Annotated in this window: 16 protein-coding genes; 15 read left to right on the forward strand and 1 reads right to left on the reverse strand. The window is 46.2% G+C overall.

Annotated features, from left to right (window positions below; translation table 11 throughout):
- Window positions 1-83: 83 nt before the first annotated feature.
- The 10 genes from M1E06_RS09395 (at window position 84) to fni (ending at window position 10,241) form a co-directional block, all read left to right on the forward strand.
- Window positions 84-1,358, forward strand: coding sequence for a Glu/Leu/Phe/Val family dehydrogenase (locus M1E06_RS09395; RefSeq protein WP_020451980.1), 1,275 nt, complete (start codon window positions 84-86; stop codon window positions 1,356-1,358).
- An 89-nt stretch (window positions 1,359-1,447) separates the two neighbouring features.
- Entirely contained in the window at window positions 1,448-2,413 is a 966-nt protein-coding gene (locus M1E06_RS09400; protein WP_023857466.1) for a YpdA family putative bacillithiol disulfide reductase, read from the forward strand.
- 108 nt (window positions 2,414-2,521) lie between these two features.
- Window positions 2,522-3,490, forward strand: a complete 969-nt coding sequence (locus M1E06_RS09405; protein ID WP_020451978.1) for an asparaginase — start codon at window positions 2,522-2,524, stop codon at window positions 3,488-3,490.
- A 79-nt stretch (window positions 3,491-3,569) separates the two neighbouring features.
- Window positions 3,570-4,238, forward strand: a complete 669-nt coding sequence (gene prsW / locus M1E06_RS09410) for a glutamic-type intramembrane protease PrsW (RefSeq protein ID WP_023857465.1) — start codon at window positions 3,570-3,572, stop codon at window positions 4,236-4,238.
- Between the two features lie 185 nt (window positions 4,239-4,423).
- Window positions 4,424-5,341, forward strand: a complete 918-nt coding sequence (gene sleB, locus M1E06_RS09415) for a spore cortex-lytic enzyme (protein ID WP_371268733.1) — start codon at window positions 4,424-4,426, stop codon at window positions 5,339-5,341.
- 16 nt (window positions 5,342-5,357) lie between these two features.
- Window positions 5,358-6,710: a germination protein YpeB gene (gene ypeB, locus M1E06_RS09420; protein WP_145930218.1), complete on the forward strand. Its 1,353-nt coding sequence runs from the start codon at window positions 5,358-5,360 to the stop codon at window positions 6,708-6,710.
- A 162-nt stretch (window positions 6,711-6,872) separates the two neighbouring features.
- Entirely contained in the window at window positions 6,873-7,049 is a 177-nt protein-coding gene (locus M1E06_RS09425; RefSeq protein WP_023857462.1) for a YpfB family protein, read from the forward strand.
- Between the two features lie 80 nt (window positions 7,050-7,129).
- Window positions 7,130-7,810 (forward strand): (d)CMP kinase, encoded by a 681-nt coding sequence (gene cmk, locus M1E06_RS09430; RefSeq protein ID WP_025811219.1) that lies wholly within the window; start codon window positions 7,130-7,132, stop codon window positions 7,808-7,810.
- Between the two features lie 217 nt (window positions 7,811-8,027).
- Window positions 8,028-9,176, forward strand: coding sequence for a 30S ribosomal protein S1 (gene rpsA / locus M1E06_RS09435; RefSeq protein WP_023857460.1), 1,149 nt, complete (start codon window positions 8,028-8,030; stop codon window positions 9,174-9,176).
- 15 nt (window positions 9,177-9,191) lie between these two features.
- The gene (gene fni / locus M1E06_RS09440; RefSeq protein WP_023857459.1) at window positions 9,192-10,241 is read left to right on the forward strand and encodes a type 2 isopentenyl-diphosphate Delta-isomerase; all 1,050 of its coding nucleotides are present in this window, start codon (window positions 9,192-9,194) and stop codon (window positions 10,239-10,241) included.
- Between the two features lie 29 nt (window positions 10,242-10,270).
- Here the strand turns inward: fni and M1E06_RS09445 are convergent, their stop codons facing one another.
- Entirely contained in the window at window positions 10,271-10,402 is a 132-nt protein-coding gene (locus M1E06_RS09445; RefSeq protein ID WP_003183025.1) for a YpzI family protein, read from the reverse strand.
- A gap of 72 nt (window positions 10,403-10,474) precedes the next feature.
- Between M1E06_RS09445 and M1E06_RS09450 the strand changes: the two genes are divergently transcribed.
- The 5 genes from M1E06_RS09450 (at window position 10,475) to M1E06_RS09470 (ending at window position 14,692) form a co-directional block, all read left to right on the forward strand.
- Entirely contained in the window at window positions 10,475-11,077 is a 603-nt protein-coding gene (locus M1E06_RS09450; protein WP_216904409.1) for a YphA family membrane protein, read from the forward strand.
- Window positions 11,074-11,973: a YIEGIA family protein gene (locus M1E06_RS09455; protein WP_020451970.1), complete on the forward strand. Its 900-nt coding sequence runs from the start codon at window positions 11,074-11,076 to the stop codon at window positions 11,971-11,973. Before M1E06_RS09450 ends, M1E06_RS09455 begins: the two co-directional genes overlap by 4 nt.
- Window positions 11,970-12,164: a capping complex subunit for YIEGIA gene (locus tag M1E06_RS09460; protein ID WP_023857457.1), complete on the forward strand. Its 195-nt coding sequence runs from the start codon at window positions 11,970-11,972 to the stop codon at window positions 12,162-12,164. Before M1E06_RS09455 ends, M1E06_RS09460 begins: the two co-directional genes overlap by 4 nt.
- A 161-nt stretch (window positions 12,165-12,325) precedes the next feature.
- Window positions 12,326-13,636 carry a ribosome biogenesis GTPase Der gene (gene der / locus M1E06_RS09465; protein ID WP_020451968.1) on the forward strand — a complete coding sequence of 437 codons (1,311 nt, stop codon included), beginning with the start codon at window positions 12,326-12,328 and terminating at the stop codon, window positions 13,634-13,636.
- Between the two features lie 15 nt (window positions 13,637-13,651).
- Window positions 13,652-14,692 (forward strand): NAD(P)H-dependent glycerol-3-phosphate dehydrogenase, encoded by a 1,041-nt coding sequence (locus tag M1E06_RS09470; RefSeq protein ID WP_020451967.1) that lies wholly within the window; start codon window positions 13,652-13,654, stop codon window positions 14,690-14,692.
- The last annotated feature ends 138 nt before the right edge of the window (window positions 14,693-14,830 follow it).

Consider the following 14,830-nt stretch of genomic DNA (forward strand, 5'->3'; position numbering starts at 1 on the left):
GTTCTTTGCATGATTAGTGCAAGGGTGTATACTATTCTCTGAAAGGACAACATGCCAGAAAGACTTTAGGAGGTTAACTTATAATGGTAGCCGATCAAAACACCGGTCATACTGAAGAAAACACACATGACGTTTTGAAATCAACGCAAACGGTGATACATAAGGCGCTTGAAAAATTGGGGTATCCTGAAGAGGTGTATGAATTACTAAAAGAACCGATCCGTTTTTTAACGGTGAAAATTCCGGTTCGCATGGACGATGGATCTGTTAAGATTTTCACGGGCTACCGAGCCCAGCACAATGATGCAGTAGGGCCGACAAAAGGCGGCATCCGTTTTCATCCGGGAGTTACAGAAAAAGAAGTTAAAGCGCTTTCTATTTGGATGAGTCTGAAATGCGGCATCATCGACCTTCCATATGGAGGCGGAAAGGGCGGGATCATCTGTGATCCGCGGGATATGTCCTTTCCTGAACTGGAACGTTTAAGCAGAGGGTACGTCCGGGCGATCAGCCAAATTGTCGGACCGACAAAAGACGTGCCGGCTCCCGATGTATTTACCAATTCTCAAATCATGGCATGGATGATGGACGAATATTCAAGAATCGACGAATTCAACTCGCCGGGCTTCATTACCGGCAAACCGCTCGTTTTAGGTGGTTCTCACGGCAGAGAATCTGCGACAGCAAAAGGGGTTACAATCTGCATTAAAGAGGCGGCGAAAAAGAAAGACATCGACATTGAGGGAGCTTCTGTCGTCGTGCAGGGGTTCGGAAATGCGGGAAGCTACCTTGCGAAATTCATGTATGACGCGGGTGCAAAAGTTGTCGGCATTTCTGATGCATACGGCGGCCTGTATGATCCTGAAGGGCTTGACATCGATTACCTGCTTGACCGCCGGGACAGCTTTGGAACGGTCACAAAGCTGTTTAATGACACCATTACAAACAAAGAACTGCTGGAACTGGAATGCGACATTCTGGTGCCGGCTGCAATAGAAAATCAAATTACCGCGGAAAACGCCCATAACATCAAGGCGAAAATCGTTGTCGAAGCAGCCAACGGCCCGACGACGCTCGAAGCGACGAAAATTCTTTCCGACCGCGGCATTCTTCTTGTACCGGACGTGCTGGCAAGCGCCGGCGGTGTAACCGTATCGTATTTTGAGTGGGTGCAAAACAACCAGGGATTCTACTGGACTGAAGAAGAAGTTGAAGAACGTTTGGAAAAAATGATGGTCAAGTCGTTCAACAATATTTACGAAATGGCGCACAACCGCAGAATCGACATGCGGCTTGCAGCCTATATGGTGGGCGTCCGCAAGATGGCGGAAGCATCCCGCTTCAGAGGCTGGATATAGGTTCAAACATTTGCAACAACCCAAAAAATCTCCTATCATAAAATAGGAGATTTTTTGATTTGCCCGATATGACAGGAGATGAACGGAACATGAAAGAAGAAAAAGTGATCATTATCGGCGGTGGCCCCTGCGGGCTTTCAGCAGCTATTCACATGCAAGAGATCGGAATAGATGCACTCGTCATTGAAAAAGGAAACATCGTCAACAGCATTTATCAATATCCTACACACCAAACCTTTTTCAGCTCAAGCGAAAAACTTGAAATTGGCGATGTCGCTTTTATTACCGAAAATCACAAGCCGGTCAGAAATCAGGCGCTTTCTTATTACAGGGAAGTCGCCAAGCGGAAAAATTTGCGGATCAACGCGTTTGAGAAAGTTCAATCCGTCACAAAAACAGAAAATAACCAATTTGTCGTGGAAACATCAAAGGATACGTATTTGTCGTCATTTTGCGTGATCGCAACGGGATATTATGACAACCCGAACTATATGAACGTCCCGGGAGAAGACCTTCCGAAAGTATTCCATTATTTTAAAGAGGCTCATCCGTATTTTGATAAAGATGTTGCGGTTATCGGCGGGAAAAACTCAAGCGTCGACGCGGCGATGGAGCTCGTTAAAGCGGGCGCAAGAGTGACCGTTCTGTACAGAGGGAACGAATATTCCTCCAGCATCAAACCATGGATCCTTCCCGAATTCCTTTCGCTTGTCAAGCACGGAAAAATCAGAATGGAATTCCGGGCGGTCGTCAAAGAAATTACGGAAGAAGAGCTGATTTTTTCTGTCGACGGAAAAGAGACCAAGATCAAAAATGATTTTGTATTCGCGATGACAGGCTATCACCCTGATCACGGCTTCCTTCAAAAAATGGGAGTCGAAATTGACGCGGAGTCGGGCCGTCCTTCCTTTAATGAAGAAACGATGGAGACGAACGAAGAAGGCATCTTCATCGCCGGCGTTATTGCGGCCGGGAACAACGCAAATGAAATCTTCATTGAAAACGGACGTTTTCACGGCGGCTTAATTGCAGCTGAAATTGCTAAACGAATATAAAACCAATATTTTATGATTTGTATCAGGCAAAAGAGAGCATATTCTATATATAGATGTGCTCTCTTTTTTTATCGGCACACAGATCAACATGAAAAGGGGCAGCCTGACATGAAAAAGAAAGTAGCTCTTATTACAACAGGAGGAACGATCGCCAGCCGGAAAACCGAAAGCGGCAGGCTTGCGGCAGGGGCGATCAGCGGTCCTGAATTAGCCGAAATGTGCAGCCTGCCGGAAGATGTCCAGATCGATGTCTATCCGGCGTTTCAGCTTCCGAGTATGCATATTACATTTCAGCATTTACTAGAACTCAAACAAACCGTCGAACGCGTTTTTCAGGACGGCAGCTATGACGGCGTGGTTGTGACGCATGGTACGGACACGCTTGAAGAAACCGCTTATTTTTTAGATTTAACCTTGCAGGATGAGAGGCCGGTCGTTGTCACAGGCTCACAACGAGCCCCCGAGCAGCAAGGAACAGATGCATATACAAATATCAGACACGCCGTTTATACAGCGTGCAGCCCAGATATAAAAGGAGCCGGCACGGTCGTTGTTTTTAACGAGAGGATCTTCAACGCGCGCTACGTTAAAAAAGTGCACGCTTCGAACCTGCAGGGTTTTGACGTATTCGGCTTCGGTTACTTAGGGATTATTGACAATGATAAAGTATACGTTTATCAAAAGCCCTTAAAGCGGGATGTTCATCAGCTGCAAAGACCGCTTCCTGAAGTGGATATCGTCAAATGCTATCTGGATGGAGACGGCAAGTTTATCAGAGCCGCTGTCCGCGAGGGTGCAGCAGGGATCGTCCTTGAAGGAGTCGGAAGGGGACAGGTACCGCCGAATATGGTGGGCGATATTGAGCAAGCTTTACATCAGGGCGTTTATATCGTCATCACGACGAGCGCAGAGGAAGGCGAAGTGTATACGACCTATGACTATGCGGGCAGCAGCTATGACCTCGCAAAAAAAGGGGTCATCTTAGGCAAGGATTATGACAGCAAAAAAGCGAGAATGAAACTGGCCGTCCTTCTTGCAAGCTATGAAGAAGGTATAAAAGACAAATTCTGCTACTAGGCGGCCCGTTCTTTTTCAATTTCAAAACAATCAGAATCATGGTAGGATAGAATGAGATGAAAAGGAAAGAGGTTTCCTCATGTTCGGAATTATCTCAGCAGGCTTAGCTCCCGGAATCGCACTGTTAATGTATTTTTACTTAAAGGAAAAATATGAATCCGAGCCCATTCATATGGTCATCCGCCTTTTTATACTGGGGGTCTTGCTCGTTTTTCCGACGATGTTTATCCAGTATGTATTGGAAAAAGAACACATTTCTGAGGGCAGTTTTGTCGTTTCATTTTTAACTTCCGGCTTTTTGGAAGAATTTTTAAAATGGTTTTTGCTGATGGTCAGCGCTTTTCAGCATATCGATTTTGATGAACACTATGACGGGATCGTATACGGGACAAGCCTTTCATTGGGGTTTGCGACGCTTGAAAATATATTGTATCTCATCGGGAACGGGGTGGAGTACGCTTTTATGCGCGCTTTGCTTCCGGTTTCCAGCCATGCCTTATTCGGAGTGATCATGGGCTTTTACATCGGCAAAGCCCGTTTTTCCTCAAGTAAAACAAAGATGAAATGGCTGTTCTGCTCGCTTTTTATTCCGGCTTTGCTTCACGGTCTCTACGATTATATTCTGCTTGCCTTAAAAAACTGGATTTATTTTATGCTGCCCTTTATGGCGTTTCTTTGGTGGTTCGGCTTGCGCAAAGCAAAAAAAGCCCGTTCCGTCAAAGCCGGCGGGCAGTCTCTTCAGCAATAGCCGCCTCGAGCATAGGCGGTTTTTTTCATTTTCTGTCCGGCATATTTACCTAAAGTTGAAACAGAAAGGAAAGCGTGTATAAAATCTGCCTCTCTACAAAAGATATGGGTACAAAAATGCTGGAGGAGGCTTAAAACATGAAGTCGAAAGGTTCTTTTTGTTTGAATGTCATTTTATGTACCATTATGGCAACCAGTCTTTCACTTCCATTCAGTCAAAAAAGCGCTGCCTTTTCTGAACAGGTAATACAGCGGGGGGCGACAGGGGATGATGTGATTGAACTGCAGGCAAGGCTTCAATACAACGGCTATTACAATGGCAGAATTGACGGAGTATACGGATGGGCGACATACTGGGCCGTCCGCAATTTCCAAAATCAGTTCGGCTTAAAGGATACAGACGGCCTGGTCGGGCCGAAAACAAAACGATTTTTAATCAATCATACTAAATATTACAGCGACTACGTGCACAGACAACTTCGAAAAGGAAACCAATTTACACATTACGGCGGACTGCCGCTAAAGTATCAGACGAAGCCTTCAAAAGAAGTGCAGCAGCAGGCGAGAAAAAAGGCGGAAGCAAGACAGCAGCAGGGCGCACAGCAGCAGGGCACTGCCCAAAAGCAGCCGCAGCAAAAGCAGCAGGCCGCTCCTGCACAGCCGAAAAAACAAGCGCAGCCAAAGGCTGCACCTAAACAGCAGGCGCCTAAAAAACAGGATGCCGTTGCAGCCAACATGCCGGGCGGTTTCTCGAACAACGACATTAATCTGTTGGCCCAAGCGGTTTACGGTGAAGCGCGCGGAGAACCGTATGACGGCCAGGTTGCTGTTGCAGCCGTTATTTTAAACAGGCTCGACAGCCCTACCTTCCCGAACACGGTGGCTGGTGTTATCTTTGAACCGCTTGCATTTACAGCTGTCGCGGATGGACAGATTTACATGACCCCGGATGAAACGGCGAAAAAAGCCGTTCTTGACGCCATCAATGGCTGGGATCCGTCAGAAAATGCGACTTACTACTTTAACCCTGACACGGCCACTAGCTCATGGATTTGGGGCAGACCACAAATTAAAAGGATCGGTAAACACATTTTCTGTGAATAAAAGCGAGGTGCTATAAATGATCAGAGGAATTTTAATCGCCCTTTTAGGTGTCGCCATCGTCGGAACAAGCTATTGGGGCTATAAGGAACATCAGGAGAAAGACGCCGTTTTGCTTCATGCCGAAAACAACTATCAAAGGGCATTTCACGATTTAACTTATCAGGTGGATCAGCTGCATGACAAAATCGGGAGCACACTTGCGATGAACAGCAAAAAAACCCTGTCTCCCGCCTTGGCGGAAGTATGGAAGACGACTTCTGAAGCGCATAACAATGTCAGCCAGCTGCCGCTGACCTTAATGCCGTTTAACAAGACAGAAGAATTTTTGGCAAAGGTCGGAGATTTCAGCTACAAAGCAGCCGTGCGCGACCTTGACAAAGAGCCGCTTAATAAAAAAGAGTACGCTTCTTTAAATCAGCTATATGAAAATTCAAAGGATATACAAAATGAATTGCGTAATGTCCAGCATTTGATTATAGACAAAAATCTGAGATGGATGGATGTAGAGCTTGCGCTCGCGTCCGGCCAAAAACAAAGCGACAATACGATCATTAATGGATTTAAAACCGTTGAAAAAAGCGCAAGTGCGTTTTCTGATACGGATTTAAGCGCGACAGAGATGACGAACACGAAAAAAGAGCAGCAAGGGTACGACCATTTAAAAGGCAAGAGAATAACCGAAAAAGAAGCGCGCAAGATTGCCCAAAAATTCGCTCAGGACAAAAATTACAATATCAAAGTGTCGAAAAGCGGCAAGAAAACGAACAGGGATGTATACAGCATCAGCATGCAGGACCCTGATCAAAAAGCGGATATTTATATGGACATTACCGAAAAAGGCGGATATCCGGTTTATCTGATCCAAAACAAAAAAATTAAAGATGAAAAAATCAGCCTGAACGACGCGTCAAACAAAGCCCTTCAATTTTTGAAAAAAAACGGCTATAAAACCGAAGACCTGAAGATGGATGAAAGCTCGCAATACGACGGCGTCGGCGTATTTTCGTTTGTTCCGGTCCAGGACGGCGTCTGGCTCTATCCGGACAGCATCCGCATCAAGGTCGCGCTTGACGACGGCGAAATTACCGGATTTAATGCAAAGGATTTCTTAATCTCCCATAAAAAAAGAGACTTGCCGAAGCCGAAATTAACGCTTGAAAAAGCGAAAGCAAGCCTGAATCCCAACGTAAAGGTTCAGGAGACGCGCCTTGCTTTAGTCACAAACGAGCTTTCACAAGAAGTGCTCTGCTACGAAATTCTCGGCACGATTGAAAACGATACATTCCGCATGTTTATCAATACCAAAGACGGCACGGAAGAGAAGGTCCAAAAAATGAAAAGTGCAGAACCGATATATAACGATTTGTAAAACGATAGATCAGAGGGAAAAGGCGGATACATGCCTTTTCCTTTTTAGCATTCGGAATAATTCGTCCTAAACATTTCCATACTGAACGTATGGGCGGAACGTCCGCCGGTGAAAATTGAACATGCCCGGTGCCATAAACTTTCCGGGCAGCGGAGGAATGTTATGAAAACAATTGAACGGTTATTATTTAAGATTCTTGTCGTACAGGCGGTCATATTAATCAGCGTGCAGCTTCTTTTTCATTTCTCCAAGGCTGAGCCTTATCTGTCAAAAGTTGTGCAGTATGAAGGCGTGAACAACATGAAAATCGGCGAATGGATCGAGACATTTAAGCCGTAAATTCACGCTAAAATCTCCCCTTTTTCGCCTGATACATGATACAATCCTATAAGGAGTACCAGATAGCAAGGAGAGGAATTATGGAAAAGAAATTATGCATTGCAATAGACGGCCCTGCGGCAGCCGGAAAAAGCACCGTGGCTAAAATCGTGGCCGGAAAAAAGTCGTATATTTATATCGATACGGGTGCCATGTACAGGGCGATTACGTATTTAGCGCTGAAAAAGGGCGTCGATTTAAACGACGAAGCGGCGTTGACGGCCTTGTTAAAAGAATCTGCCATCGATCTCACGGTTTCGCCTGAAGGGGAGCAAAAGGTTTATATCGCAGGCGAAGATGTAACAGAGGCGATCCGCACGGATGACGTGAGCAACCAGGTTTCAATCGTCGCCAAATACGCCGGGATCCGCGAAGAAATGACGAAAAGGCAGCAGCAGCTGGCTGAAAAAGGCGGCGTCGTCATGGACGGCCGCGACATCGGTACCCACGTTCTCCCGAATGCGGAAGTGAAAATATTTCTTTTGGCGTCCGTTGAAGAGCGGGCAAAACGCCGCTTTGAAGAAAACGTCAAAAAAGGGTACAATGTAAACTATGAAACGCTTGCAGAAGAAATCAGGCGCCGTGACAAACTCGATTCAGAGCGCGAGATTTCGCCGTTGAAAAAAGCGGACGATGCGCTTGAAATCGATACGACTTCACTGACGATCGATGAGGTGGCCGAAAAAATCCTGCAGGTTGTAGACAAAAAGGCTCAAAAATAAAAAATCCGGGCAAATTACTTATTGTCTGCATGTTTTGACTTGACAAACACAGGCTTTTATTAGAAGTTAGTAATAATAAATCATGTTTTAGAACATTCAAATATCCATTTTTGAATGGTTCTTTAATACATATCGGCTGTCCGGATCGGATATCAATTCGTCTGGAATAACCGTTTTTACAAAAGCTGTGTAGGTTTGGACCAAGGAGGTTATTGAAATGACAGAGGAAATGAATCAAATTGATGTTCAAGTACCAGAGGTTGGAGATGTGGTGAAAGGTATTGTAACGAAAGTTGAGGACAAGCATGTCGATGTTGACATCCCCAACTGCAAGCAAACCGGAATTATCCCAATCAGTGAATTATCAAGTCTTCATGTTGAAAAAGCATCAGATGTCGTCAATGTAGACGATGAGCTTGAATTAAAAGTGACAAAAGTGGAAGACGATGCATTGATTTTATCAAAACGTGCTGTTGATGCAGACCGCGCTTGGGAAGACCTAGAGAAAAAGTTTGAGTCAAAAGAAGTGTTTGAAGCCGAAGTAAAAGACGTCGTCAAAGGCGGTCTGGTCGTCGATATCGGCGTGCGCGGATTCATTCCCGCATCGCTTGTAGAGGCGCATTTTGTTGAAGATTTTACAGATTATAAAGGAAAGACGCTTACTTTAATCGTCGTTGAGCTTGACAGAGATAAAAACCGCGTGATTTTATCACACCGTGCGGTTGTTGAAAAAGAGCAGTCGGAAAGAAAGCAGGATTTTCTTCAAACGCTGGAAGCCGGACAGGTACTTGAAGGAAAAGTGCAGCGCCTGACAGATTTCGGTGCTTTCGTTGACATCGGCGGCATTGACGGTCTTGTTCACATCTCCCAGCTGTCGCATTCACACGTTGAAAAACCGTCAGACGTAGTCGAAGAAGGCCAGGATGTCAAAGTCAAAGTGCTGTCCGTCGACCGCGACAATGAGCGAATTTCGCTATCAATCAAAGAAACGCTTCCTGGGCCTTGGTCCAACATCGGCGAAAAAGTGAAGCCTGGAGACGTATTGGACGGAAAAGTCCAGCGCTTGGTGAGCTTCGGTGCGTTTGTCGAAGTGCTGCCTGGAGTTGAAGGCCTCGTCCACATTTCGCAAATCTCGAACAAACACATTGGAACACCTCATGAAGTCCTTGAGGAAGGCCAGGACGTTAAAGTGAAAGTTCTTGACGTCAACGAAGAGGAAGAGCGCATTTCTTTAAGCATGAAAGAGCTTGAAGAAAACACCGATAAAGCAGAGCAGGAAGATTACCGTCAATACCAGGCGAAGGAAGAGTCTTCAGGATTCCAGCTTGGTGAAATGATCGGAGACAAACTGAATAAATTAAAGTAAAATTTGGTGATGATGGTGACGCGAGCAAAAAGAAAAAAAGAACACATTGATCATGCCTTGTCCACCGGACAGAAACGTCAGACCGGGCTTGATGATATTACGTTTGTTCACGTCAGCCTTCCGGAAACGGAATTGTCACAAGTTGATACTTCAACCAAAATAGGCGAACTGTTTTTAAGTTCGCCTATTTTTATCAATGCGATGACAGGCGGGGGCGGGAAGGCGACGTTTGAGATCAACAGGGCTTTGGCGAGGGCGGCTGCACAAACGGGCATACCGGTCGCTGTCGGCTCGCAAATGTCCGCTTTGAAAGACCCTGATGAACGTCCTTCATACGAGATCGTCAGAAAAGAAAATCAGAAGGGTCTTGTATTCGCCAATTTGGGGAGCGAAGCGACGGTGGATCAGGCCAAACGGGCGGTCGACATGATTGAAGCCGACATGCTTCAAATTCACCTCAATGTGATTCAGGAAATTGTCATGCCTGAAGGCGACCGCAGCTTTACAGGTCGCCTGCACCGGATTGAAGACATCTGCCGAAATGTCAGCGTACCGGTCGCCGTAAAAGAAGTGGGCTTTGGCATGAGTAGGGACACCGCGGCCCGGCTTTTTAACGCCGGGGTCCAGGCGGTCGATGTCGGCGGTTTCGGAGGAACGAATTTTTCGAAAATCGAAAATTTGCGCAGAGATAAAGCGGTTCAGTTTTTCGATCAATGGGGCATATCGACAGCAGCCAGCCTGGCCGAAGTCAGCTCTCTGTTCGGCGATCAGCCGATTATCGCATCCGGAGGCATTCAAGATGCCCTTGATCTGGCCAAATCGATAGCGCTGGGTGCGTCTGCGGCGGGGATGGCGGGCTATTTTCTCCAAGTGCTGACAGCTTCGGGAGAAGAGGCGTTAGCCGCCGAAATCGAGAGCCTGATCGAAGATTTAAAAAGGATCATGACCGTCTTGGGGTGCCGGACGATTGAACAGTTGAAAAAAGCACCGCTCGTCATCAAGGGCGATACATATCATTGGCTGAAAGCGAGGGGTGTTGACCCCTTTGTTTACAGCAAGCGCTAAAAAAACCGGCTTCTCATGAGCCGGTTTTTTTACGGGTTTCGCTTCCGTGCGTCCTCCGCACTTTCGAGAGAGGCGGCCCCATTGTAGCTGATGGACTGGTCACGGTCGGATTCGGTTCGCTTCTGCTGTTTCAGCTTCTTTTCCTGCCTGTCTTTTCCCAACGCTGTTCCCTCCTTATCGCACGTTTAAAAAATCTCAAGTCACTCCATACTGAAAATGGAGGACGAAAACATATGGAAGAATTCTATTATTATTGGTCAATGTGGTTTTTATGGGTGTTAACGACTTTTATTCTTGAGAAAAACAGCTTTCGCTTTTATGCGTCAGCATTTATTCTGCTCAACATCATGTTAAGTATGTATCAGATTCAGCTCTTTCTGCATTTTAATGCCGCCTATTTGTCGTTTTATATAGGAGCTTTCATGCTGTGCGGTTATTTAAGGCTTCATGAAAGCGTCAAGCGGCTCCTGCTTCATTTGTCGATGGTGTCCGCCTACGGTTTTTTGTTTCTGTTTGCATTATATGACCCTGTTTGGTTTATCCTAAAGCCTGAATGGCTGACCATCATTCTGTTTGTCATCATGACGACGGCTTTTGAAAGAAGCTTCGCCGCCCGTCTCGGGATGTTTGTGCTCGGTGCGTGCCAGGGGGAGCTCTTGTATACATTCGTCATCAGAAAGCTTTATGGAGACATTGCAGCCGGCGGTTATTCATGGCTGTCAATGTGCGCTGCGGGGATCGTTCTCGTTTACGGAATCTCCCAGTATGAACGTCTGATGCATCAGTTCTATCACAAATGGAAGCGATTGAATAAAGGAGCAGCAAAAATGTCATGAGCCAATATACTTATCCGATCATCTTGGGAATTATCGCCGGTATTGTTGTCAGAGTGTACATGCTCCGAACCGACTACCGCCAGTACCCTACATATCTTCATGGGAAAACGATACATATTGCGCTGGCTTTGATCGCTGCCAGCATTGGAGCGATCATTATTCCGTCGATCTTAAAATCGGATTATACAGCGATTACGTTTTTAACGCTGGCTGCAACCCAATTCAGGGATGTCCGGAATATGGAACGCGAAACATTGACGCAGCTTGACGGCTATGAACTTGTTTCAAGAGGCAGCACGTATATCGAAGGAATTGCGATCGCCTTTGAAAGCAGAAATTACATTGTCATTTTCACATCGCTCCTGACGACCCTCGCATATATTCTGTTTTCATCGGTATGGGCAGGCCTTGCTGCAGCTTTCATCTGTTTTATCTCGGGCAGGATCTTAATGTCCGGAAGCTTTATTAAGGACATCGTCGATATAGAGTATAAAAAGCCTCATTTTGAAGGAGCCGGCCTTTATGTCGACAATATTTACATTATGAATATCGGGCTTCCTGAAAAACAGAAGCTGATTTTGGAACACGGCATGGGTTTTATTTTAAAACCGAAAAATTTTAATTCCGCAGTAACCATTGCCAATCTCGGGCAAAGGCAAGCGATTTTATTCGACGTTTCCAATGTGCTCGGCGTGTATCGAGACTCCGGAGAACCCTCTCTTTCGCCGCTGGCGAAAAGGGATTTGAATGACGGGCGGGTCGCGGTTTTTGTCCTTCCGGTCATCAAGGACAAGGAGACGGCGATCAGGGTCATCGGCGATGTTCCGACGCTGGAAAACGCCATTCGCGTACCGATGGAATTTATTAAAGAAAAGCACAGCAAGGTGATAAAATGAGCGAATCAATCGAAAAATTCATCCTCGCCGTCGTCACAACAAGGCGAGAGCGAGTGATCGGAGGGACGGCTGCATTTTTCTGCGACACCCCCGAGGAAATGAACACGTACGCGAAAAACCTTGAAGCCATTCTCGACGGAATCGCCCACGGAATAGGAGATGACCTTTATTTGATTGTGAAACATTTTTAATTACAGTTGTGATCTTTTTAGAAATTGATATAATATATGAGTTAAGCCCTTCTCATGGAATAAGAAGGGTTTCTTTCTTCAAACTGATTTTTTGAAAAGAGAAATAAATGATGATTCATTTAAAGATGGAAAAGCTTTACTGAATTGAAAGGAAGGGTACTATGGGAAAACCTGTCGTAGCCATAGTTGGAAGGCCCAATGTGGGGAAGTCCACGATCTTTAACAGGATCGCTGGCGAAAGAATTTCGATTGTGGAAGATACACCTGGCGTGACGCGGGATCGGATATACAGCTCTGCCGAGTGGCTGAATCACGACTTCAACCTGATTGATACAGGCGGAATCGAAGTCGGCGATGAGCCGTTTTTGGCGCAGATTCGCCATCAGGCCGAGATCGCCATGGAAGAAGCAGATGTGATTATTTTCATGACGAACGGCCGCGAAGGCGTCACGGCTGCTGATGAAGAAGTGGCAAAAATTTTATACCGTACAAAAAAACCCGTCGTTCTGGCGGTTAATAAAGTGGATAATCCTGAAATGAGAGCAAACATTTACGATTTTTATGCCCTCGGCTTTGGCGAGCCGTACCCGATTTCAGGGACGCACGGCCTCGGTCTCGGCGATCTGCTTGATGCGGTCAGCGAACATTTTAAAAACATACCCGAAACGAAGTATGAGGATGAGGTCGTTCAATTTTGCCTCATCGGCCGGCCGAACGTCGGAAAATCCTCTCTTGTAAACGCCATGCTTGGAGAAGAGCGCGTGATCGTCAGCAATATTGCGGGAACAACGCGCGACGCCATTGACACGAGGTTTACATACAATCAAAGAGACTTTGTCATCGTTGATACAGCCGGGATGAGAAAAAAGGGAAAAGTGTATGAGGCAACTGAAAAATACAGCGTCCTCCGGGCTTTAAAGGCGATCGACCGCTCAGAAGTCGTCTGCGTCGTCTTGGACGGCGAAGAAGGCATCATCGAGCAGGACAAGCGGATTGCCGGCTATGCGCATGAAGCGGGAAAAGCCGTCGTCATCGTCGTGAATAAATGGGATGCAGTCGAAAAAGACGAGCGGACGATGAAAGAATTCGAAGAAAAGGTTAGAGATCACTTTCAATTTTTGGACTACGCGCCTGTTTTGTTTATGTCCGCTTTGACGAAAAAGCGCATCCATACGCTGATGCCTGCAGTCATGACGGCAAGCGAAAACCATTCGATGAGGGTGCAGACCAATATTCTTAATGATATCATTATGGATGCAGTGGCTATGAACCCGACGCCGACGCATAATGGCAACCGCTTAAAAATTTATTATGCGACACAAGTGGCTGTGAAGCCGCCGACATTTGTCGTATTTGTCAATGATCCTGAGCTGATGCATTTTTCTTACGAACGCTTTTTGGAAAACCGGATACGCGACGCCTTCGGATTTGAAGGAACACCAATCAAGATTTTCGCAAGAGCAAGAAAATAAAGAGGTGTAGTAAAAATGACAAAAGTATCGATTTTGGGAGCCGGAAGCTGGGGAACAGCCTTGGCGCTCGTTTTGGCGGACAACCAGTACGATGTGTGCATTTGGGGCCATCGTGAAGAACTGATTCAGCAAATCAATGAACACCATGAAAACAAAGATTATCTGCCGGGTGTCAAACTTTCTGAAAACGTGCATGCCACAACAGATCTTGAAGCTGCAGTGGCCGATGTCAAGACGATCATCGTCGCCGTTCCGACAAAAGCGATCCGCGAAGTTCTCGCACAGGCTGTTTCCTTCATCGACCAAAAGGCGATTTTTGTACATGTTTCAAAAGGAATTGAGCCTGACACACTGCTCCGCATTTCTGAAATGATGAAAGAGGAAATTCCGGCTGAATTAAGGGAGGACATCGTCGTTCTCTCCGGGCCGAGCCATGCGGAAGAAGTCGGTTTAAGACACCCGACGACCGTAACCGTATCTGCCGACAGCAGCATTGAATCGGCACAGGCGATCCAGGATATGTTTATGAATCAGAATTTCCGCGTGTATACCAATCCGGATATGATCGGCGTAGAGATCGGCGGCGCGCTGAAAAACGTCATTGCGCTTGCCGCGGGCATTACAGACGGTTTGGGGTACGGAGATAATGCGAAAGCCGCGCTGATTACAAGGGGCTTGGCAGAGATCGCCCGACTCGGCACGAAAATGGGCGGAAACCCGCTGACATTCTCGGGGCTTACAGGAATCGGGGATTTGATCGTCACCTGCACGAGCGTCCATTCACGAAATTGGCGAGCCGGTAATATGCTGGGTAAAGGCTTCAAACTGGATGAAGTTCTGGAAGAAATGGGGATGGTCGTTGAGGGGGTCCGCACGACAAAAGCCGCTTATCAGCTGTCAAAGAAATTTGATGTGAAAATGCCGATTACCGAGGCATTGCACAAAGTATTGTTTGACGGCGAAAAAGTTGAGACGGCAGTCGAATCATTGATGGCGAGAGTCAAAACACACGAGATGGAAGATCTTGTGAACACATTTGAAAATCAAATGAAATGACCACTTCATCACCAACTGCTTTATACTCTCCTCTAAGTTCGTTTTAAAAAAACCGAAACATTTTGGAGACTTAGGCAAGAGAGGATACATTTGTCCGAAGACTTGCATAAAATAGAATCGAAGTCTGGAAGAGCTGTA

The sequence above is a fragment of the Bacillus sp. AK124 genome, assembly GCF_053903085.1.

What these genes read in the sequence shown, in the direction of transcription:
- cmk (WP_025811219.1), top strand. Translation starts at nt 7,130, where the DNA reads ATGGAAAAGAAATTATGCATTGCAATAGACGGCCCTGCGGCAGCCGGA.
- der (WP_020451968.1), top strand. Translation starts at nt 12,326, where the DNA reads ATGGGAAAACCTGTCGTAGCCATAGTTGGAAGGCCCAATGTGGGGAAG.
- ypeB (WP_145930218.1), top strand. Translation starts at nt 5,358, where the DNA reads ATGATCAGAGGAATTTTAATCGCCCTTTTAGGTGTCGCCATCGTCGGA.
- M1E06_RS09405 (WP_020451978.1), top strand. Translation starts at nt 2,522, where the DNA reads ATGAAAAAGAAAGTAGCTCTTATTACAACAGGAGGAACGATCGCCAGC.
- M1E06_RS09460 (WP_023857457.1), top strand. Translation starts at nt 11,970, where the DNA reads ATGAGCGAATCAATCGAAAAATTCATCCTCGCCGTCGTCACAACAAGG.
- M1E06_RS09395 (WP_020451980.1), top strand. Translation starts at nt 84, where the DNA reads ATGGTAGCCGATCAAAACACCGGTCATACTGAAGAAAACACACATGAC.
- rpsA (WP_023857460.1), top strand. Translation starts at nt 8,028, where the DNA reads ATGACAGAGGAAATGAATCAAATTGATGTTCAAGTACCAGAGGTTGGA.
- M1E06_RS09450 (WP_216904409.1), top strand. Translation starts at nt 10,475, where the DNA reads ATGGAAGAATTCTATTATTATTGGTCAATGTGGTTTTTATGGGTGTTA.
- sleB (WP_371268733.1), top strand. Translation starts at nt 4,424, where the DNA reads ATGGCAACCAGTCTTTCACTTCCATTCAGTCAAAAAAGCGCTGCCTTT.
- M1E06_RS09425 (WP_023857462.1), top strand. Translation starts at nt 6,873, where the DNA reads ATGAAAACAATTGAACGGTTATTATTTAAGATTCTTGTCGTACAGGCG.
- M1E06_RS09455 (WP_020451970.1), top strand. Translation starts at nt 11,074, where the DNA reads ATGAGCCAATATACTTATCCGATCATCTTGGGAATTATCGCCGGTATT.
- M1E06_RS09470 (WP_020451967.1), top strand. Translation starts at nt 13,652, where the DNA reads ATGACAAAAGTATCGATTTTGGGAGCCGGAAGCTGGGGAACAGCCTTG.
- prsW (WP_023857465.1), top strand. Translation starts at nt 3,570, where the DNA reads ATGTTCGGAATTATCTCAGCAGGCTTAGCTCCCGGAATCGCACTGTTA.
- M1E06_RS09400 (WP_023857466.1), top strand. Translation starts at nt 1,448, where the DNA reads ATGAAAGAAGAAAAAGTGATCATTATCGGCGGTGGCCCCTGCGGGCTT.